The sequence below is a fragment of the Streptomyces sp. NPDC054883 genome (assembly GCF_053610645.1).
The window spans coordinates 74954-95253 of record NZ_JBSGYT010000012.1; the positions used below are offsets into that span (position 1 = coordinate 74954).

Annotated in this window: 21 protein-coding genes; 14 read left to right on the top strand and 7 right to left on the bottom strand. The window is 69.8% G+C overall.

The window, feature by feature from the left end:
* Window positions 1-96 precede the first annotated feature (96 nt).
* The 4 genes from ACWGH1_RS11955 (at window position 97) to ACWGH1_RS11970 (ending at window position 2312) form a co-directional block, all read left to right on the top strand.
* Entirely contained in the window at window positions 97-303 is a 207-nt protein-coding gene (locus tag ACWGH1_RS11955; protein WP_453357311.1) for a cold-shock protein, read from the top strand.
* 268 nt (window positions 304-571) lie between these two features.
* Window positions 572-808: a hypothetical protein gene (locus tag ACWGH1_RS11960; RefSeq protein ID WP_453408653.1), complete on the top strand. Its 237-nt coding sequence runs from the start codon at window positions 572-574 to the stop codon at window positions 806-808.
* A 125-nt stretch (window positions 809-933) separates the two neighbouring features.
* Complete coding sequence (locus ACWGH1_RS11965; RefSeq protein ID WP_453408654.1) at window positions 934-1461, top strand: SigE family RNA polymerase sigma factor; 528 nt, start codon at window positions 934-936, stop codon at window positions 1459-1461.
* Window positions 1458-2312, top strand: a complete 855-nt coding sequence (locus tag ACWGH1_RS11970) for a hypothetical protein (RefSeq protein ID WP_453353465.1) — start codon at window positions 1458-1460, stop codon at window positions 2310-2312. Before ACWGH1_RS11965 ends, ACWGH1_RS11970 begins: the two co-directional genes overlap by 4 nt.
* A gap of 78 nt (window positions 2313-2390) precedes the next feature.
* On the opposite strand, the gene ACWGH1_RS11975 is transcribed toward ACWGH1_RS11970, so the two are convergent.
* Entirely contained in the window at window positions 2391-4460 is a 2070-nt protein-coding gene (locus ACWGH1_RS11975) for a pectinesterase family protein (RefSeq protein WP_453353466.1), read from the bottom strand.
* A 322-nt stretch (window positions 4461-4782) separates the two neighbouring features.
* Between ACWGH1_RS11975 and ACWGH1_RS11980 the strand changes: the two genes are divergently transcribed.
* Window positions 4783-6150: a pectate lyase family protein gene (locus tag ACWGH1_RS11980; protein WP_453353467.1), complete on the top strand. Its 1368-nt coding sequence runs from the start codon at window positions 4783-4785 to the stop codon at window positions 6148-6150.
* Window positions 6151-6601: 451 nt separating this feature from the next.
* Window positions 6602-8479 carry a PAS domain S-box protein gene (locus ACWGH1_RS11985; RefSeq protein ID WP_453353468.1) on the top strand — a complete coding sequence of 626 codons (1878 nt, stop codon included), beginning with the start codon at window positions 6602-6604 and terminating at the stop codon, window positions 8477-8479.
* Window positions 8480-8592: 113 nt separating this feature from the next.
* Here the strand turns inward: ACWGH1_RS11985 and ACWGH1_RS11990 are convergent, their stop codons facing one another.
* The gene (locus tag ACWGH1_RS11990) at window positions 8593-9123 is read right to left on the bottom strand and encodes a DUF7822 domain-containing protein (RefSeq protein WP_453353469.1); all 531 of its coding nucleotides are present in this window, start codon (window positions 9121-9123) and stop codon (window positions 8593-8595) included.
* 164 nt (window positions 9124-9287) lie between these two features.
* Here ACWGH1_RS11990 and ACWGH1_RS11995 point away from each other — a divergent pair, with 164 nt between their 5' ends.
* The 3 genes from ACWGH1_RS11995 to ACWGH1_RS12005 all read left to right on the top strand — a co-directional run bounded on the left by ACWGH1_RS11995 (window position 9288) and on the right by ACWGH1_RS12005 (window position 11445).
* On the top strand, window positions 9288-9803 hold the full coding sequence (locus ACWGH1_RS11995) for a DinB family protein (protein ID WP_453353470.1): 516 nt from the start codon (window positions 9288-9290) through the stop codon (window positions 9801-9803).
* Between the two features lie 309 nt (window positions 9804-10112).
* Entirely contained in the window at window positions 10113-10562 is a 450-nt protein-coding gene (locus tag ACWGH1_RS12000; protein WP_390383998.1) for a papain-like cysteine protease family protein, read from the top strand.
* 10 nt (window positions 10563-10572) lie between these two features.
* On the top strand, window positions 10573-11445 hold the full coding sequence (locus ACWGH1_RS12005; protein WP_453353471.1) for a hypothetical protein: 873 nt from the start codon (window positions 10573-10575) through the stop codon (window positions 11443-11445).
* A 175-nt stretch (window positions 11446-11620) separates the two neighbouring features.
* Here ACWGH1_RS12005 and ACWGH1_RS12010 read toward each other — a convergent pair whose 3' ends face one another.
* Complete coding sequence (locus ACWGH1_RS12010) at window positions 11621-13663, bottom strand: M4 family metallopeptidase (protein WP_453408655.1); 2043 nt, start codon at window positions 13661-13663, stop codon at window positions 11621-11623.
* A 618-nt stretch (window positions 13664-14281) separates the two neighbouring features.
* On the opposite strand from ACWGH1_RS12010, the gene ACWGH1_RS12015 reads away from it, so the two are divergent.
* A complete protein-coding gene (locus tag ACWGH1_RS12015) occupies window positions 14282-14455 on the top strand; it encodes a hypothetical protein (RefSeq protein WP_453357464.1) in 174 nt (57 codons plus the stop codon).
* 792 nt (window positions 14456-15247) lie between these two features.
* Here ACWGH1_RS12015 and ACWGH1_RS12020 read toward each other — a convergent pair.
* Window positions 15248-15445, bottom strand: a complete 198-nt coding sequence (locus ACWGH1_RS12020; RefSeq protein WP_453351727.1) for a DUF2795 domain-containing protein — start codon at window positions 15443-15445, stop codon at window positions 15248-15250.
* Between the two features lie 204 nt (window positions 15446-15649).
* On the bottom strand, window positions 15650-16261 hold the full coding sequence (locus tag ACWGH1_RS12025; RefSeq protein ID WP_453408656.1) for a DUF6328 family protein: 612 nt from the start codon (window positions 16259-16261) through the stop codon (window positions 15650-15652).
* Window positions 16262-17042: 781 nt separating this feature from the next.
* On the opposite strand from ACWGH1_RS12025, the gene ACWGH1_RS12030 reads away from it, so the two are divergent.
* On the top strand, window positions 17043-17318 hold the full coding sequence (locus ACWGH1_RS12030; protein WP_453351724.1) for an isoamylase early set domain-containing protein: 276 nt from the start codon (window positions 17043-17045) through the stop codon (window positions 17316-17318).
* Between the two features lie 99 nt (window positions 17319-17417).
* Entirely contained in the window at window positions 17418-17834 is a 417-nt protein-coding gene (locus tag ACWGH1_RS12035) for a CBS domain-containing protein (protein ID WP_453351723.1), read from the top strand.
* Window positions 17835-18083: 249 nt separating this feature from the next.
* Here ACWGH1_RS12035 and ACWGH1_RS12040 read toward each other — a convergent pair whose 3' ends face one another.
* Both ACWGH1_RS12040 and ACWGH1_RS12045 read right to left on the bottom strand, forming a co-directional pair.
* Complete coding sequence (locus tag ACWGH1_RS12040) at window positions 18084-18287, bottom strand: hypothetical protein (protein WP_453408657.1); 204 nt, start codon at window positions 18285-18287, stop codon at window positions 18084-18086.
* 525 nt (window positions 18288-18812) lie between these two features.
* A complete protein-coding gene (locus ACWGH1_RS12045; RefSeq protein WP_453351721.1) occupies window positions 18813-19298 on the bottom strand; it encodes an SgcJ/EcaC family oxidoreductase in 486 nt (161 codons plus the stop codon).
* 97 nt (window positions 19299-19395) lie between these two features.
* On the opposite strand from ACWGH1_RS12045, the gene ACWGH1_RS12050 reads away from it, so the two are divergent.
* The gene (locus ACWGH1_RS12050; protein WP_453351720.1) at window positions 19396-19896 is read left to right on the top strand and encodes a MarR family winged helix-turn-helix transcriptional regulator; all 501 of its coding nucleotides are present in this window, start codon (window positions 19396-19398) and stop codon (window positions 19894-19896) included.
* A gap of 222 nt (window positions 19897-20118) precedes the next feature.
* Window positions 20119-20274, top strand: a complete 156-nt coding sequence (locus ACWGH1_RS12055; RefSeq protein ID WP_453351719.1) for a hypothetical protein — start codon at window positions 20119-20121, stop codon at window positions 20272-20274.
* The last annotated feature ends 26 nt before the right edge of the window (window positions 20275-20300 follow it).

The following is a 20300-nucleotide window of genomic DNA, read 5'->3' on the forward strand; positions in this document are numbered from 1 at the left end:
GGGACGGGGTACGGGAGGGTAGGGAGGCGAACGGGCTTCCACCCGGAGGCCGGGACGATCCTCGGATCGTCGGATGGGCTGTACAAGGGAACGATCATGGCGCGTGGCACGGTGAAGTGGTTCAACTCCGAAAAGGGTTTCGGGTTCATCGCTCAGGACGGAGGCGGCCCGGACGTCTTCGCCCACTACTCCAACATCGCCGGGAACGGCTACCGGGAGCTGCAAGAGGGCGAGACCGTGACTTTTGACGTCACCCAGGGGCAGAAGGGCCCGCAGGCGGAGAACATCGTCCGCGCCGCCTGACCCTTCCGGGCGGAAGTCGCTGTGCAGGGCGCCCGCCGTCCCAGGCGGGCGCTCCGTTGTGCTGGCTGCCCGGCGTCACGGTTCACCGGAGCATCCCCATGCCTCCTCCGCCCTGTGGTGCTTCGCGCGCCCGGGGTCATTGCCCGGCCACCACGGTCGGGGGCGTAACGAGGTGCTGGCGAAGAATTCCGTGATCAGCGGCAACCTTTCCGCAGGCGGCGGCAACTGAGGGGGGAACAGTGCACCTCACCCCTAGGAGCGACCGCGCATGTCCCCCGCTTCTACCCGCCGCCGCGCCGCCGGTCGTCAAAGGGCCGCCCTCTTCACGGCGGCCATTGTGGCCGCCGCCCGTCCCGGCACCCGGACCGCCGAGCACGTCGATGCCGGCCCCGGCCCCGGCGCCGGTGGGGGAGGGAACCACCCCCGGCTGACAGCGTCCCGGGCGACCACCCACACCGCCCGCGCCTACCTGGCCGGGACCGATGGCGGGAAACCGGCGCTCTGATGGGGACGACCACGCAGAACCGCCCCCGGCCGGCCGAGGCCGCCGAACGACCGCCGAACGGGCTGCTACGCTCCCGCACCGGCCCGGAAACGCCCCCCGTCGCACCGAGAGGCCGCACCGAGGCCATGACCACCGATGAGGCGTCCGATGACTTCCACGACTTCTTCGAACGCCACCACGCCCAGCTCTCCCGCCTCGCCTACCTGCTGACCGGCGAGGCGGACGCCGCCGACGACCTCGCCGCCGACGCGATGGTCGCGCTCTGGCACCGCTGGGACCGGGTCCGCCGCGCCGACTCCCCGGCCGCCTACGCCCGCGGGGTCGTCGCCAACCTCGCCCGCAGCCGGATCCGGAGCATCGTGCGCGAGAGACGGCGCGTACTACTGTTCTGGTCGCACCGCCCGGAGGGTACGGACGGGCCGGACGTGGCCGCCGTCATGGACGTCCGAGCCGCACTGGACCGGCTGCCGTTCCGCAAGCGCGCCTGCGTCGTCCTGCGATACGCGTTCGACCTGTCGGAGAAGGAAACCGCGCAAGTGCTCGGCATATCAGTGGGTACGGTGAAGAGCCAGACCTCCAAGGGAACGGCGGAACTGCAGCGGCTGCTCGGTGCCGGGGCCGCAGGCGAACTGGTGGGGAGCAGGAACCGATGACGGACGAACTTCGCCACCTGCTGCGCCAGAGCGCCGAAGCCCACCGGCCCGACCGGGCCCGCATGCTGGCCCGGGTGGAGCGCGGCACGGCCCGTCCGCAGCGACCCGGCCGCCTGCCCCACCGCGAGCGTGGCGGGGCCCTGTCCTGGCCGAAGGTCGTCCTCGCGACCCTCGCCACCACCGGCGCTCTGGCGGTGGGCGGCTTCGCGGTGGTAGCCGTCGTCCGCGCCCCCGATCCGACGCAGACCTCGATCGCCACCGACTCAGGCACCCCCGCCCCCGCACCGCCCTCCCCGGCCGGGACGCCCTCCGCCGCGCCGCCGTCCTCCCCTGCCGAGCCCGAGCCCAGCCGGACCCCCACAGGGCCCGCCACCGGCGGCCCGTCCGGTTCCGGTTCGGCGTCGACCGGCCCACGCCCGACGCCACCCACAGCCGGCGCCCGCACCTCTGACGGTCCGCTGTGGGCCGACGGCTCCGTCGACCCCCACAGCAACGCCTACTGGGCGCAGAGCAACGTCACCCTCAAGACGCGCAGCGCGCTTTCGGCGCTCACGGTCGAACTGCGGATCGCCCTGGGAGGAGGGGTGAAGACCACCGGCAGCTGGCTGACCCGCCCCGCCGCCGACTTCGACGTCTCCGTCCGCGAGGAGGGCCGCTTCCTCGTCTACCGGTGGACCCTCAAGCCCGGGAAGACGGTCCCGGCCGGCCGGCACGTCTTCGCCGGTCAGTACGACCACGCCACCGGCGGACGCGACGCCAAGGACGACAGCTACCGCGCCGAGGCCACCACCCTTGCCGGCAAGGCCGCGGTATGGGGTGATTTCGCCCGGACCGACCCGGGAGGCGAGTAGGACCGAACGCCGCTGCTCGCGGCCGGCCCCGGCCCCCATCCCGGGCGCCACCGCGCATCACCGCTGACCGCGGCCGGGTCAGTTCGGAGTCGGACCCCAGGAGGGGACGGGGGTCCAGTCGCCCAGCCATCCGCCGACCTCCTGGCCGGCGGCCTGGATGTCGTGCAGTTGCGGGCGGTTGCTGCTCGCCGGGCCCGCGCCCGGGCCGGTGTTCCCGTACTCCGCGAAGCGGTCGTCCTTCCAGGAGAAGCCGCCCATGTCGGACCACGGAGCGGAGCCGATGCCGCTGCCGAGCGTGGAGTCGCGCACGATGGTCTGCGGGTCGAGCGCCGCGTCGCCGCCTGCGTGCCACGGTCGGCCGAGAGCGAAACTCCCGGCAGCCACATCACCGGCGAACGTGCTCTTGGTGATCAGGAATCCCTTGCGGCCGGCAGGGGTGCTGGGCGCCGTGACGCAGCCTCCCGAGGTTCCGTCCCAGCGCTTATTGAGAGTGATCACCGAATGGTCCATCACGGCAGAGGCGCTGCCGAAGATGAAGTCGACGGTACCGGCTACGTAGGAGTTCGTGACGTAGACCCGGCCGGGCTTCGTACGGGCGGCGGTGTCCAGCTCAAGGGTGTCCTGGTCGCCCGTGATGATCACGCCGTCGAGGAGGACCTTGTCCGCGGCGGTGCGCAGTGCGACGGCCTGTGCGCTGACATTGCGGTTGGACTTTTCGTCGAAGTCGTTGGAGACGGTGAGGTCGTGGGCCTGGAAGTCGTCGGCTTCGACCGCGACCGTGGCGCTGCCGGAGGTGCCGTAGGTTCCGGAGCCGCCCGGTTTCGGGGTCCCGGAGGCGTTGCCGTAGACGATGACCGTGTCCTTGCGGCTGCCGCCGGTCCCCTGGAGGGTGACGTGCGGTTTGTCCGACGGGATCCTGACCGTTTCGCGGTAGGTGCCGGGCTTGAGGGAAATGACGACCCGTGAGGCGTTGTTCGCCGGTACGGCGTCGACGGCGGCCTGGACGGTCTTGTACCGGCCGGAGCCGTCCTTGGCCACGGTGAGGGTGGTCGTGGCCGGAGCGGCAGCGGCCACCGTGCCGATGGCCGGCCGGGGGCCGGCACCGGACTTCACCTTCGCGGGGACCTCGGTGGCCGGGTCGAGGGTGTAGCGGTAGTACGTATGGGGGTCGAAGGCGGTGCCGCCGCTCTCGTTCCGGCCGGTGGTGTTCACGAAGACGTTGCCGCGTTGGACGAGGGCGGCCGTGCTGTCCTTGGTGACCGGGTTGCCGAACCCGTCGAAGTAGCTGTTCTCCAGCACCATCTTCGTCCGGCCGCGGGCGTAGTTGCCGTAGGAGGAGCTGATGGACGAGTCCGGGTCGTCCTGCAGGAAGTTGTTGTACAGGTGGGCGTGCGCCGCATTGTCGGTGGACGGATTGCGCTGCTCGGTCTCGTGGAACCAGTTGTGGTGGATCGTGATGTCGGCGGTGACGCGGTCGGTCCAGCCGATGCCGAAGGCTTTGTTGTCGTTCTTCAGCCGGTTCCAGGACACCGTCAGGTACGTGGTGTCCTTGCGGCTGTCGATCAGTCCGTCCGCCATGTTCCGCAGATCGTCGTGGTCGATCCACACGTGGTGGGCGCCGTCCATCTGGATGGCGTCCCAGTCGTGGTCCTTGTCGTTCCACGTGCCGGCGTACGAATCACGGATCGTCAGGTTCCTGATGATCACGTTGTGTACGCCCTGTCCGAGGTAGAACCCTCCGCCGACGATCTGCCCCGAGGTGCCTGCGCCCACGATGGTCTTGTTCGAGGCGACCTTGATCTCCCTGCCCTTGGGGGTCATGGTGATCGTCGCGGCCACGACGATGACGTACGGCTTCGAGGCGGTCGCGTACTTCTCCAGGTCCACGAGGGACTTCACGGTGACGAGCGCACCGTCCCGGCCGCCGTAGGTGCCGTGTTGCCCCAGTGCGTCGACTGAGGCGAAGCCGTCCGCACTCTCACGGGCCCATGCCGGGGCGGTGGTGGCCGCCGCGGCCGTCGGTCGGGCTTCCTCCCCGAACGCCCCGCCATACGCGACGCCCACAGCGGCGGCCGTTGCCAACGGGATGCCGAGTGCAAGGCCGAGTCCGTGCCTGCGGTGCCGTGCCTTGTGCTGAGTGGTTTCCATTGCTCACTGTCCTGGGAGGGATCGCTGGTGGAGGTACGCCGTCCAGTCGCCACCGCCGGCAAAAAGGTTGCCGCGTGCCCGGGCGTGCGCACGACCTGCGGTCTCATCAACGACGCCCCCGGCTGCGTCCGGCTCCTCCACCCCGGCGTCCGCCATGACCACCACGGCAGCAGAGCCAGCGCCCGTGGACACCCCGCAGCTCCCGGGATCGTCCCCCACGAAGTCGACGGGGTCCCGCGCCGGGGGCGAGTGGCGGCAACCTAAGCGGTAGCGGCGGCAACTGAAGGACCGACAGTCCGACTCACCGAAGGAACGACATCACGTGTCCGCTTCATCGCACCGCCGCTCGCCCGCCCGCAAACGTCTGGCCCTGGTCGGCGCCGCCTCCCTCGTGGCCGCCGGTCTCGCGGCCGTGCCGCTGACCGTGCGCGCGGGCGCCGCCACGGTCGACCTCGCGCACGCGGTGCTGCCCGCCAATGACGGATGGGCTGCCGCCGGCTCGGGCACCACTGGCGGACGCGCCGCCGACGCGGCGCACACATCCGCCGTCTCGACCCGCGCCGAGCTGGCCAGAGCCCTCAAGGCCGGCCCTGAGAGCACCCCGAAGATCATCCAGATCAAGGGGGCGATCAACATGAACACCGACGATTCCGGCGAGCCCCTCGACTGCGCCGACTACGCAGCCGGCACGGGCTACTCGCTGAACTCGTACCTCAAGGCCTACGATCCGGCCACTTGGGGGCGCTCCAAGCTGCCCTCCGGCGCACAGGAGTCGGCGCGTGCCGCCGCACAAGCGCGGCAAGCCGCGCGCGTCGTCCTGAGGGTTCCCTCCAAGACCACGATCGTCGGCGTGCCCGGCTCCGGCGCGGCGATCGTCGGCGGCAGCCTCCAGGTGAGTAACGCGGACAACGTCATCATCCGCAATCTCACCTTCAGTGACACCCGTGACTGCTTTCCCCAGTGGGATCCGACGGACGGTTCCACGGGCAACTGGAACTCCCAGTACGACGCGGTCTCAGTGCGCCGCTCCACCCACGTCTGGGCCGACCACAACACGTTCGGCGACGGCCCGCACTACGACGGGTCGAACCCGTCCTACTTCGGCCGCGAGTACCAGGTCCACGACGGAGCCCTGGACATCACCAACGCCTCCGACCTCGTGACCGTCGAGTACAACCGGTTCACCAACCATGACAAGACCATGCTCATCGGCAGCAGTGACAAGGACACCAAACTGCGGGTGACCCTCCATCACAACGTCTTCCAGGGGATCGTCCAGCGCGCCCCGCTCGCCCGGGTCGGGCAGGTCCACCTGTACGACAACTACTACGACACGGAGCCGGTGAACGGCTACGCCCACAGTTACAGCATCAACTCGCGGGCCGGCGCCCAGGTCGTCGCCCAGAACAATTACTGGCATCTTTCCGGCGGCCGGAAGTCCTCGCAACTGCTCAGCGGAGACGGCACCGGTGCGGTGGCGGGCAGCGGCAACCTGGTCAACGGCACCCTGACCGACCTCGTCGGCGCGTACAACGCAGAGCACTCCGGCAAGAAGATCACAACGGCCGTGAACTGGACGCCGAAGCTGAACGCGGGCCTGGAACCGGCGAGCGGTCTGCCCGCCAAGCTCACCAAGACGGCCGGCGCGGGCGTACTGACCGCGAAGGGCGGCACCGCGACCGCCGGATAGCGGCGTGTCGGTCGCTCGCTCCGCGGACAAGGGCGACTGGGTGCCAACGGCACCGCCGGGCAGGTACGGGACTCCGACGGCGGCGCAAACCGGCAGTGGAGCTCCGAGCAGAGCAGACCCGCGCCGCAGCGCGGGCTGCCCCGCTGCTCATCACCGGATCACTCGGCAAGGTGTTCCATCCGTGCACCTTCCCGGAGCCGGTTCCTCCTGGAAGGCCTGGCCGAGGGGGCGACTGGTCCTGCCCCGCCCCGACCGCCGGCCCCGCTCCCGCGCACCGTCCGCTCCACCAACCCTGCAGCGGAGCCGGCCGGTCGCGGTCGATGTGCCCTCGCGCCATAGTCGTGGTCGTACCCGGTCACTTGTGGGCGTATTCCGGTCAACCTCCGGGAGGGCGCGTGACTGCATGGTCGGATGTGGGCAGCGGTGGTATTCGGCGAGTGCGAGGCGCGAGATGACGACGACGACCGAGGAACCCTTCCGCGCCCTTCTGGAGGCGGCGCCCGACGCGATGGTGATCGTGGACGACGCGGGTGTGATCCGCCTGGTGAACGCGCAGACGGAAGCCCTGTTCGGCTATCCCCGAGAGGAACTGCTGGGCCGGTCCATCGACGTCCTGGTGCCCGAGCGGTTCCGGGGGCAACATCCACGACATCGGCTCGGTTACGCGGCCAGTCGCCAGGTACGGCCCATGGGGGCGGGACTGGAGCTGTACGGACTGCGCCGGGACGGCCGTGAGTTCCCCGTGGAAATCAGCCTCAGCCCGTTGCAGACCGCTGACGGCCTGCTCATTTCGGCAGCCGTGCGTGACGTGAGCGAGCGCAGGGCAGCCGACGAACGGTTCCGGGCCCTCCTCGAGGCGGCGCCGGACGCGATGGTGATCGTCGATGACCGCGGGACGATCCAGCTCGTCAACGCCCAGACCGAGGCGCTCTTCGGCCACACCAGGGCGGACCTCCTGGGGCGGCCCGTCGAGGTGCTCGTACCGGAAAGGTTCCGGGGGCACCATTCCGACTTCCGGCAGGGCTACTTCATCAATCGCAGGGTCAGACCGATGGGCGCCGGTCTGGAACTGCACGGCCTCTGCCGCGACGGGCGTGAGTTCCCCGTCGAGATCAGCCTCAGCCCCCTGGAGACCCCGAACGGAACCCTGGTCTCGGCCGCCATCCGCGACGTCAGTGAGCGCAAGGCGGCCGAGGAGAAGCTCGCCGAACTCTACGAAGAACAGCGCCATGTGGCGCTCACCCTGCAGCGCAGCCTCATGGGCTCGCCCGCGCAGGTGCCGGGCATGCCGACGGCGAGCCGGTACTTCCCGGCCCGGCAGGGCGCGGGCGTCGGGGGTGACTGGTTCGACCTCATCCCCCTGGGCGGCGGCCGGGTAGGCGTCATGATCGGCGATGTGATGGGGCGCGGGCTGGAGGCCGCGGCCGTCATGGGCCAGCTCCGTTCCGCGTCACACGCACTGGCAAAAACCGGAATGCCACCCTGGCAACTGATGCGCGCCCTCGACGCGGTGGTCAGCGAACTGCCGGACCAGTTCGTGACCTGCTGCTACCTGGTGGTCGACGCGGACGCCGCCGAACTGACCGTGTGCTCGGCCGGACACCTGCCGGTGCTGCTGGCCGCACCGGACGGCAACGTGAGCCGGCTCGCCGTGGACGTCAGCGTGCCGCTCGGCGTCGGCGAGGTCCCGCACCACGAGAGCCGCCACACCGTGGAACCGGGCTCGGTGCTCGCCCTCTACACCGACGGGCTGGTGGAGACACCGGGAAGCGACATCGAGGTCCAACTCGATGCTCTCGCCGCGGCATTCGAGAAGGCGTACAGGAAGGCCGACGGCCTCGAAACGGTCGCCGACTCCCTCCTCGAGGAGATGCTGCCGGACGCGGACGAGAACGCGGATGACGTCACCCTGCTCCTCGTACGCGTCCCGGACTCCCCGGTGACCTCACGAACCGTGGTGCTCCCCGCCCAGCCGAACAGCGTCGGCGAAGGCCGCCGCTTCCTGCGCTCCACCCTCGCCTCCTGGGGCAGCGCCGACGACCAGCTGTGCGATATCGCGTGCCTGCTCGCCTCCGAACTCCTCTCCAACGCGGTGAACCACAGCTGTGGCCCGGTCCGCCTCAGACTGCGCCAAGCAGGCCGTGAACTGAGCGTTGAGGTCTGCGACGGCAGCCCCGTACTGCCCCAGGCGCGGTTCGCGTCCCTCGACGCGGAATCCGGCCGGGGCCTGCTCCTCGTCGACTCCCTGGCCGAGGCCTGGGGCACGTTGCCGACGGCCGAGGGGAAGGCCGTCTGGTTCTCCCTGCCGTTCCCCACCCCGCGTCGGTAGACGTGAGGTGGCGAAACGCCAGGTGGTCCGATTCGGGGCACGGCCTGCCGAAGTCGACGGCGGTGACCTGCCGATGCGTCACCGCCGTCGACTTCGGGGTCCGGAACCGTCTGCTAATCGGGGAAGGAGAAGTAGAGCGCGTCGCCGTAGAAGGACGCGAAGTGTTCCTGCCAATCGGCGCGGACCGAGGCGAGCCAGTCGTCGTTCTGACCGGCGATCGCCGCCTCGGCGTGGGCGACGGCGGCGGGGATGTCGGCGGAGACCAGGCGCTGAACGCCCGCCACCGGATCCTCGTCCGTGATGGAGACCATCTCCCCGGTCTCCAGGATGAAGTACCTCGCCCGTTGCCTCTCCAGGTGGGCGGTGGTCTTGTCCACGCACTTGGCGAAGTCGTCGTCCTCGAGCCCCTGTCCGACCGCTTTCAGGAGGTCGCGGAGCAAGGCGGCACCTCTGTCGTAGTCCGCGGCGATACCGATCCGCGGATTCCAGATCATGGAGGGGACGATCGTCGCGTCATACCCGGCCATGAGCTTGTGGGCGAGCGGGATCGCCCAGTTGTGTTCGGATATGCACCGGATCGCCTTGGGGTTCTCGTCCTCCGTCGGCAGCGAATCGGCAGAGTAGAGATAAGAACGGTTTGCCATGGCGGCGACCCTAACACCGCGGCCGTACCGGGCCCCGTGTCCCGGCCGGCCGGCCCCGATGCCTCCGCTCGGGGATCCGGCGGCGTGCATGACGCGCGACGCCCAGCCAACTGGGATGAGGGGTTTCATCGTGCCCGCACGCACCCGCTTGTTAACGTGGTTGCGTGACGACTTGTGCGGAATGCGGCTTCGCGTACGACCTGGCGCTGGTTCCCTCGATGTCGGCGCTCGTCAGGACGACTGCGGATGCGTACGCGGACCTGCTGCGAGCCGAGCCGCGGGCGCTGTTGCGGCGCTCGGCCCCGCACGTGTGGACGCCTCTTGAGTACGCCTGCCATATGCGCGATGTGCTGCTCGTCCAGCGGGAACGAGTACTGGCGGCTCGACGTTGTGATACGCCGGTTGCCGAGCCCATGGGACGCGACGAGCGGGTCGAGTACGACGGATACGCCCACCAAGAGCCCGTCGATGTCGCCCGACAACTCCACGACGCGGCCCTGCTGTTCGCGAACGTCCTCGACCGGCTCGCGCCCGCCGATTGGGAGCGCGCACTGATCTACACCTATCCCGAGCGGAAGGAGCGGTCTCTGCGCTGGGTCGCCGTACACACTCTGCACGAGCTGCGCCACCACCTGCTGGACATTCATCGTCAGCTGGAACAGCGTGGCTCGGAGGGGTGAGGTTCCGCCGGTGCCTCATCCCTCGGGTAACGCCTGCCCCAAACGAAACAGCCTTTTGACTACACGATTAGACGGAAAGTAATCAGTAGGGGTTGCATTGGTGCAAGGCCCCTATGACTTCGACATGCTGCGCTGTCATATTCGTGCCAGGTTGCCCCGCTCATCTCGTTGCACCCGTCCAGGGGAAGGCAGAACATGGGCAAATTCAGGTACGGAACCGCGTCGTCGGCCATCGTGCTGGCGGTCTTGGGATCGCTCGCGGCCGCGGGGGGAACGGCTCACGCGGAAGCGGGTCAGGACACCATCAGCATGCTGAAACAGGAGAAGACCCAGTGGTGCTGGGTCGCCTCCGGGCTGACCATTGCCAAGTTCCAGGGCTTCGGCTCCACACAGACGGACTTCTGCAACCGGGCCCAGCCCTACTACGGCTGCAACAACCAGCCCGCCACGCTCGACGACATGGCCAGGGGCTGGAGCAGCCTCGGCATGGCCCACACCGGCTCGGGCCTGAGCAGCGCGGCCACGTTCAACCAGGTGTACACCGACGTCAAAGCGGCCCGGCCGATCGGTGCCCGCATCGGGTGGACGTCCGGTGGCGGTCACATGAACGTGGTCTACGGCTTCGACACTGCGAACAGCACGATCGCCGTCGCCGACCCGTGGCCGGACACGACCACGTACACGTGGTGGAACTACAACGACTACGTGAGCAACAGCTCGTCCAAGTGGACCCACTCCCGTATCGGCATCTCCCGCTAAGGCAGGCGATATGCGCGACACCGAAATGTCCGGCAAGCGGGCGGGCTCCCGCTTCTCCCGCCTGTCCATCGTCATCGCAGTCAGTGCATCCGCGCTGCTGTCCGTCGTCGGTCCGGCCCACGCGGCCCCGGCCAGGGATCCTCTCCCTGCCGACATCCCCGACTACCAGGCCGCTCTCGACGCAGTGAAGTCCACCGACGTCCGGAACACCGTCTGCCGCTTCCTGCGCGCCCCGGTGCCGGCAGGCGGCGCCGGCGAGCCGGTGCAGACGATCCCCGAAACGCCCGAACCGTGCCAGGGTCTTCCGTCCTTCACCATCAAGGACCCGGTGGCACGGAACGAGATCACCCCCGGGTTCGTCGCCGGCACCGCCAAGCCACTGCCCACCGAGGCGATCAAGCTGACGCAGCTGGTCTCCTCGCTGAGCACCACCGTCAACGGCCGCAACGCAACCGTCATGCTCGCCCCCACCCAGGGCGGCGGCTGGCACCTGGCCGCCATCCGCGACGGCGACAGCGACGCCACATACGCGGGCAAGGCCACCCTGGGCACGCTGGTCTTCACGGAGCCGCAGATCCGCGGCTGGTACCAGCTCAAGCTCACCACCGTCGAGCCGCTCAACGACGAAGCCCGGCAAGGCCTGGGAGGTCAGGCGTCGCTGTCGCTCAGCGCCTACCAGAAACTGGTCAATGCCCGCTACGCCGACAAGCTGCCCGGCTCGGAGTACGACACCAACGGCTACTCCAGCGGCTACGGCACCCAACGCAAGGCGGACGAAGGCCCGTCCTCCACCCTGCTCCTTGCCAGCGGTTCCAGCGCCGCACTCGCCCTTGCGGGCGGGGCCGCCGTCCTGCGCCGACGCCGGCGCGCAAGCACCGGCTGAACCCGTCCCCGTACGTCCGGTACGACCCGTCGACGCAATCCAGCTCAGGCCGGTCATGCCCTGCGGCGTCCGGGAAGTGCCGATCCCGTTGACCCGGCCCTGACGGCCGCCGCAAACGAACGTGCCCGGAGCCTTGGAGGCTCCGGGCACCTGTGGTTCATGAGAAGTCGGCTGCTCAGAAGGTGAGCTTGAAGTCCGTGATCGTGCCGACGTCCGCGGCGCCCTTGTCCTGGACCTTCAGCTTCCAAGTGCCGTTGGCAGCCACAGCCGAAGCGTTGACGGTGTACGTCTTGTCGAGGTTCGCCGTGGAGTCCGAGGAGGAGTTCTGCAGACGGTACGAGGTCCCGTTGGGGGCCACGAGGTCGATCTGGAGGTCACCGATGTAGGTGTGGGTGATCTTCACGCCGACCTTCAGGGTGCTCGGCGCGTTGCCGGTGATTCCGGTGACGCTCACCGAAGAGGTGACCGCCGGGCCCGGGGAGTCCGGGATGGCAACCCGGGCAGTGCTTTCGAAGACCTTGCCCGGGGTGGGAGTGCCGCCGTTCGAGCGGGCACCCACGTTGACGGCGGCCCAGGCGTCGATGATGTTGTTGACCTCGGGGCTGCCGGCCCCGTACAGCTCGGTGGCTGCGGCGACCGTGCCGTCGCGGGCCCCCTTGTAGTCGGTGCTGGAGTTGAACTTGCTGGTGAGCGCCTTGTACCAGATGAGCTGGGCCTTGTCCCGGCCGATGCCGGTGACGGGCAGCCCGTCGGCGGTCGGCGAGTTGTAGCTGACACCGTTGATCGTCTTGGCGCCCGAGCCCTCGGAGGCGAGGTAGAACCAGTGGTTCGCCGGTCCCGAGGAGTAGTGGACGTCGAGGCCGCCGACGCCGGAGTACCAGCTGTCCGCGGAGCCGCCGTCCTTGCTCGGCTTGTCCATGTAGCGCAGCGGGGTGCCGTCGCCGTTGATGTTGATCTGCTCGCCGATGAGGTAGTTGCCCGGCGCGCTGGGGTTGTTGGCGTAGAACTCGACCGAGGTGCCCATGATGTCGGAGGTCGCCTCGTTCAGGCCACCCGACTCGTCGCTGTAGTTGAGGCCGGCGGTGGCGGCGGTGACGCCGTGCGTCATCTCGTGGCCGGCGACGTCCAGCGAGGTCAGCGGGTCGTTGTTGGCCGTTCCGTCGCCGTACGTCATGCAGAAGCAGCCGTCGTCCCAGAACGCGTTGACGTACGCGTTTCCGTAGTGGACCCGGGAGTAGGCGGCGACGCCGTCGCCGCGGATGCCGGAGCGGCCGAGGACGTTCTTGTAGAAGTCCCAGGTGACCCCGGCGCCGTAGGCGGCGTCGGCTCCCGCGGTGGCGGCGTTGGAGTTGGCGCCGGTGCCCCACGTGTCGGTGGACTGGGCGAAGAGCGAGCCGGTGCCGGACGTACCGTGGTTCAGGTTGTACGTCTTGTGGCTGCCGCGGCCCGTGTCGTTCAGCGTGAAGCTCGAACCCGACTGCGAGGTGCCGAGGGTGACCTGGCCGCTGTAGTGGGTGTTGCCGACACCGGTCTCGATGCCCTGCCACTGGTGGAGCTTCGCACCGGTCTTGGCATCGGTGATGACGTGGAGCTGGTTGGGTGTGCCGTCGTCCTGGAGCCCGCCGACGACGGTCTCGTAGGCGAGGGTCGGCACGCCCTTCGCCATCCACACGACCTTGCGCGGCGCGGCGTCGGCCTTGGCGGCCTTGGAACCCACGGCCTTCGCGGCGTCCAGGGCCTGTGTGGAGGCGGCCGCCGGAGCGTCGGCCGGGGCAGTCGTGGAGATCCCCTGCAGCTGAGCGGCGGAGGCCTTGCTCACGCTCCGCGTCCGGTCGTCCGTCGAACGGCTGACGACCAAGTCGCCGCCGAGAACCGGGAGTCCTTCGTAAGTGCGCTCGTACCGGGTGTGGGTGGTACCGTCCTGGTCCTTGACCACATCGTGGACGAGCAGCTTCTCCTGGGAGCCGAGGCCGAGCTCCTTGGCCGTGGCGGCCGTGGTGCTCTGGGCCTTGGCTATGAGCTCGGCGCGCTGGGACGGGGAGAGCTGTGCGGGCAGCGCGCCCGGGTTGCGTACCGGCTGGCCCTTGGGGGCGGCGGCGTTCGCGGATCCGTCGGGCTGCGCGCTGGCGCTGCCTGCCTGGACGCCTACGGTGAGCAGGGCGGCTGCGGCGAGCAGGGCGCCGGTGGCGGTGGCATGACGACGAGCCGTGGACTTCACTGGACTCCTTGTGGGTGTGGGGGGTTACCGGACGGCTGCGATGAGGCCGGCCGGGCAGAGCGTGCGGAGCTGGTCCGCGCTGGGGATGGGGAGAGAGTGCCAGTGCTGTCGATCTTTGTCAGGAGCGCGTCATGAATCAGCCGAATCGAGTCCGAATTCCAATGTTCGGAGTCCGCTGAGCGGACACATCGGGTTGGTGTCGGCCGGCGTGCCGGGCTACCAGGCCTATGGGGGCAGGCGCCTGCTCCGGATGCCCCGGCCGGAACTGCCGGCGCGCGGATGGTGGCGCCGTACTGCGCATTCAGGTAAAGCGTTCGGCATCAAGCGTTAAACAGCCTTGCGGGGCGAGCGACTTGGCCGGTTTGATCGCAGGAACCGCGCCGAGCGGCGCCACGCCGAAGAGTCCGCAATGCATCGAGTCCGTCGTACGTGGCCTGTCTCAGCCGCAACGGCCGCTGCCGCCGGGCTCTTTTTACTCACCGCTCTGGCGGCCGCCCCGCTGAGCGCGACCCTGACCGATTCCGCGCACACCACGATTCCGCGCACCACGGCCCGCCCGGCCGTTGCGGGACAACACCAGTTGGTGCGCGCCGTGGGCAGCCCGCTGTCCATGGAGTAGTGCCGGACCATGTGGAGGGTCGCCTGCTACACCCCGCTGCAGTACCGCGGGGCGTACTGGGCGTCTACAGCAAGCAGCTCGGGAGTCCCGGCACCAAGGCGCAGATGGTCAAGTGGGGCAACGTCCCGGCATCGGACCCGAAGAACGCCGACATGTCGGGGCTGGGCCGGTGAGACGGTCCTCGGAGTGGAGATGGCGCATGCGGTGGCGCCGGTCGCGAAGATCGTGGTCGCGACGGCCGCGGCGGAGACCGAAGCCGCCACCGGCCTGCCGGACATGATGGACGCCGGGAAGGCTCTGATCGAGCGCGGCATCGGCGATGTGATCTCGCAGTGCTTCGGCGCGTCACCGTGCTTGGCTCCGCCGGTGACGGCGGAGCCGCCGACTGCAACGCCGGCGGCGGCTACCACGACCAGCCCTCGACTCCTGGCTACGGCCCTGGCGGCCACCGGCTGCGTCTCCCGCCCCCGACCGTTCCACCGGCGTCGTCGACGTCGACTACGGTGCGGACAACGCTGCACCTGCCCACCTGCAGTCACACAGCTCTGTACGTGACCCGGCTGCGGAAAGCCTCAAGGGCTACACCGTTGCCCGGGGGCCTCGGGGCGGCCGGCACCGCAGACCCAACGGCCCCCGGGGCAGCTCTGCGCGCCCCGGCCTCGGCCGGGGCGCGCAGAGTTCCGCTTACGGGTGGTCGGGCCGTTGTTCGGGAGGGACGGCGCCGCCTTTGCCGCCACCCTTGTGGCCCTTGTCCGTTCCGTGTGGCCGTCCCTTCTGTGGCCGGGCCTCCTCGGCCTTCATTTCCCCGCTCTCCTGCGGTGTGGCCCCTCCCCGGCCGCTACGTCGGGCTTCGGGCTGCTGGGGATTGGACATGTTCGACCTCCGGCGTCAACTGCGTTTGATTTTGGTCTACTTCTGCTGTTGCGCGGCCTCCCAGGCGCCGGCCAATGGGAGGGAACGCACGGTCAAGAGCCGCTGCCGAATACGGCCTTCTGCACGTCGTCCGGGCCGTCGTACCGCTTGGTGCCGGAGCTCTGGAGCTTCTCGACAACGGTGTCTTCTGCTCCGTTGCTCTTGGCCAGCGAGGCGAGGTCGTCAGCGCTGGCGGGGTACTGGGCACCCTTGAGGGCCTTCTGCACATCGATGGGGCTGACCTCGGCCATGGTGGTCTCCTTCGCTGATCAGTGCGTCTCTTTCTTGCTTTTGTGCGGTTTCCGCCCTTTGCCGCTTCCCCGGATCAGACGTCCGATTCAGGGACAGGGCGGTCATTTCTCAGACACGGCCACCGGAACAGGAAGGACGAACGGGGCGGACGCATGGTCGCGGCAGCGCACGTCACAGCCCCGCGGCACGCGCACGGCGGACGGTCAGACGACCGGTGCTTCGTGCCCGGCCTCTTCCAACTCGGCTCGCTCGAGGCACGACCGGGCGGACTGCATCCGGTGCGCGCCGGCGGCCCGCAGGGAGGTGGCGGCGGTGGACCGGCCGGGGCGCCTGCCGCCTCGGCGGCGGTGCAGCAGGAGGGCGGGGACGAGCCAGCACACGGCGCACCACAGAGCCAGGCCGGCGTCCAGCGCCAGGGCGGTGGCGGGGCTGGTGATCTGGCGGAGCACCACCAGGAGGCCGAGGGAGGTCATGGCCAGGAGCAGGGTCATGCCGACTGCGACGAGGCGTGCTGCCCAGGCGACCGTCTCGGGCTTGAGCCTCAGCCCGGTGACGAGCCGGTGCAGGGCCACGGGGCCCGTCAGCGCGACCATCGCACCGGCCCCGCACAGCACGCACACCAGGTAGACCAGTCGGTCAGTGCGGTTCAGCTGCCCGTACGCGGGCGTGAACGCCATCGCGAGGAGGAAGGCCAAGAGCAGCTGAACGGCGGTCAGGACCACGCGCACTTCCTGCATGAGTTCCAACCAGAGGCGGTCGGCCCGTTCGTCGCAGGTCTCATGGCGTTGTCCCACGTTCGCGGCCCGGGCGATCACGAGGCACCGCCGCGCACAGACGTCATCGCGTGTGTGACCATGATCGGCAACCTCCTGGGACCTGCGGCGTCCGCGATCCTCTTTGCGATCCCTCTCCCCATGGCGGCTACCCGCATCGTCCGCCCCATAACGTCTCCGGGCCGGGCGGACGACCGTCAGCCGTCAGCTCGCTTCGACACGGCCGAGTTCCCCTGGGCCCTCTCACGGGGGAAACCGTCCCGGTCGTCCTGCGGTGGGGGCTCGCCCGGCTCCGGCGCCGTTGCGTGTATGGCCGCCCGCCCCACACCGGTCTGCCGCGCTGCGTCCGGCGGACTCGTCCCCCGGACGTCAGCCGCGGCCCGGGCGTGCGCGGGCCGTGCCGTTGGACCTACTGCTCTTCGTAGCCGTCCAGGTGGTCCTCCTCGTCCGGCACGCCCCCCGCACGGCGGCGCAGCGCCTCCGGGTCCGTACCTCGTCTGCCGGCGGGTTCCCCGGGATGGACCGGATCCTGCCCAGCAGGGATCTGCGATGCCGGCTCTGCCCCGCCGGGTCCCCTGCCGGACGAGGGCTGCCTGTCCTGCGTACCGCCCATGAGGTGGCTCCTGGAAGTCGTAGGCCTTGCCTCCACGCTGACACGCGCAGGGGCATTCGGCAGCGCCTGCGCACTTCGGCCCAGCGCCGGACGGTGAAACCGGCGCCGGACGGTGAAGGAGGCATTCCTCGGCGTGTCCGGGCGTCCGTCGGGGTACCGACGGCTGGAAGATGGCCCGCGGACGATCAGCCCCGGCCGCCAGGAGTTTCCGTGCTGGAACGCAAACAGCTCAAGGACCGCACCCACGTCACGTTCGTCCTGCCCGCCGATAGTCCTCCCGGCCCGGTCAGCGTGGTGGGGGACTTCAACGACTGGCAGCCCGGCACCCACACCCTGGCGCCGCGCGAGGACGGGACACGGGCGGTCACCGTGGCGCTGCCCGGCAGGAGCGTGCACTCCTTCCGTTACCTCGCCGCGGGCGACTACTGGTTCGACGACGACCACGCCGACAGCCACGACGGCAGCAACGGCCGCCTGCACACCTGAGTCCGAGCGGCCGCGGAGGGTGACCGCGCGGTGGCGCCCACCGCTTTCCCGCGTCCAAGAGTGCTGCCACCGATGACACCTACGGAAAGGAGCGGCCGGATGACCACGGCTCGCGAGATCATGACGGAGGGCGCCGAGTGCATCGGCGCCGAGGAAACGGTCCTTGAGGCCGCCAAGAAGATGACGCAGATGGGCGTCGGAGCACTGCCGATCTGCGGCACCGACGACAAGCTCAAGGGCATGCTCACCGATCGCGACATCGTCGTGAAGGTGCTGGGAGCGGGCAAGGACCCCGCCCAGTGCAAGGCCGGAGAGCTCGCCCAAGGCGAAGCGGTCACCATCGGCGCCGACGACGACGCCGCCGAGATCCTGCGCACCATGGCCGAGCACCAGGTACGGCGCCTGCCTGTTATCGACGGCCACCGCCTGGTCGGCATCGTCGCCCAGGCCGACGTCGCCCGCGCCCTGCCCGATCCCCAGGTCGGTGACCTCCTGGAGGCCCTCTCCGTCGACTGACGGAACGCCGCGCCGTGCGCTCGGTACGCATGCCGGCCGCGCGGCCCCGTGCCGTGCGCCGGTACGGGAGCGCGCCGTCTGCGCCGGTCCGGCCGCCGTGACGGGGAGCCGGACCGGCAGTGGACCCTCCGCCGCCCCGATCGGGCGGGGAAGTCATCCGCCAGCGACCTCGGCGCCGAACGGGCCGGCGGCGCCGGTGACCTTTGCCGTCCTGATCGTCCGCGTCCCACCGGCTGCTGCGGTTCGGGATCACGCGCGGTGGAACAGGTCGTCGGTGTGCATGCTGTGCTGGCTACCGGATGCCAGGCCCCGGCAGCGGGGCACTTCGCGGCCTTCGGCCAGCCACTGGTGTTCGAGCGCATCGTAGATCGGCACATCGGACACGTGCCGGAGCCTCCACTCCGGCGGGGGAAAGCCGGTCCAGGCCGGGGGCGAAACGGTTTTCTGCTCCATGCCGCGTCCAACGAAGCCGCCCGGCTGATGTGGCGGCGCGTGACCGTTCCGTCATGAACTCGCGGCAGTTCGGACACGCGCGGCCGGTCGCGGATTCCCTGGCCGTAGGCCACCGAAGGCGGCTGCCGCCCAGGTGGTCCGCGCGATCCGGGACCATTTCACGCCCCGGCCGGCCGGGAGGGAGCGGGTGGCGGACCCACGCGACTGCTGCGCCGCGCCCTGCGGGACTCCGCGGCAGCTGCCCGCGCTGCGGGGGCGGCGCTGGCCCGGGACGCCCTCGCGCGCGGTGCGAAGGCCGCGCCGCCGCACCGCTAGAACCCGTGGCGGTTGCGCCGAGTGGCGGGACGCGGCGTGCGTGCGCGCCGACAGGGTTCCCGAGCACTTCTCACGTCCCCACCGCAGGCGCCAGCGCCTTTGCGTCTGGGCGCCGTGACCCGCGGCGCCCAGCGCCCGCCGGCCTCGGGACCTGCGGCCCAAGAACGGGAGGATCCCCTGCGCGCGGTGTCGCCCGTGCGCTTTGCGCGCTCATCTCTCGGACTGCGGGACCGTGCCGGGGGAGAGGAGGAAGGAGGCCCTCTCCCTGACCGGCTGGCGCTTGGTGTTGTGGAAGGCGGTGATGCGCCACTGCCCGTCGCCCTCGCGGACGAGGACGTATGTCTGGACCTTGCCGAGCTTCTTCGGCCGTTTTCCTTTGTACGTGTCGCCTCGACCGGTGACGACGGCCAGGCCGGGGCCGTGGAAACGGGTGCTGACCATCTCGTCGGCCAGCCGTGTGCCCTTGAGGAAGCCGGCGAAGAGCGTGCGGTGGCTCTCCACGATGTCGCGTCGTCCTTGGTAAACGGTGCCGATGTACGTGGTGTACGACGCGTCTTCGGTGAAGAGCGCGCCGTACGCCTCCGCGTCGTGGCGCTCCCAGGCGCCGACGAGTCGGGTCAGGACGGCTCGAACCGCGGCGTGCTCCGTGGTGGCTGCGGGACGGAAGCTGCTCGTATCTGAATCGGACGTCGGCATGACACAACCCCTCCGGTTGACTAGACTAAGGCAGATGCTGCACAGAAGCAGTATCTGCATCTGTGCAGATATATGAATGTAGGAGGGTTTCCCCACGATGGCAACACCCGATCGCCCGGATGCGCGCACCGTTTTCCGGCAGTACCTGGATGCGGTGGGTCTCCAGGGCCTCGCCAGTGCAGGGGCGGCAGGTCTGCACACCTCGGAGTGGTACGCCCTCAGCCTCATCACCCTGGAGGGAGCCCTGTCCTCCGGTGAGCTCGCCCTGCGCACCGGGCTCAGCACCGGCGCGACCACCCGCCTCATCGACCGCCTTGAACGCTCCGGATACGTCCGTCGAGCCGCCGATGCCAAAGACCGCCGCCGCGTGATCGTCGAACCCGTCCCGGACTCGCTGGAACGCATCGAGGAGGTGGTCGGACCCGCCCGCCGTCACATTGCGGACGTGATCAACAGCTACACGCCCGCAGAGCAAGCCGTGCTGTTCGACTACTTCGCTCGTGCCGCGCCCGCGTTCCGTGCCGCGACTGAAGAGATCCGGCAGAACACCGCATCCAGGCAGACGAAGGCGGCGGCCCGCTCCAAGCCGTCCGACTGAGAAGTCGCCGTCGTAGGGGGTGAACGACGGTCGGCATGGCAGCCTCGCCCCAGCGGAAGCGCCGCAAGTGGAGAAGAAGGAAGACCAGGCCCGGTGACCCCGTCCCGTGAGGGCCGGTCCGCGCAACATCCACGGCGACGGCGCTTGGGGGAGGGGAGACGCGAGGTGGTGCGGCCGGGTGCTGGCTCGTCCCCGCCTTCGTGCTGCACCGAACGCGCGCAGGTGCATGACGCCTTCCGTGCCGGCGACCTCGACGTGGTCGCGGAGGTGACGGCCCGGCTGCACGCGCACGAAGAGTCCGTGCGCTGGAAGACCTCCGCGAGAATGGGCCTCTCCCGCAACCGCGTAACCGCGGCCGCCCGCCCTCGGCACTGGTGATTCCGTGCCGTTGCGCCCTTCCCCAC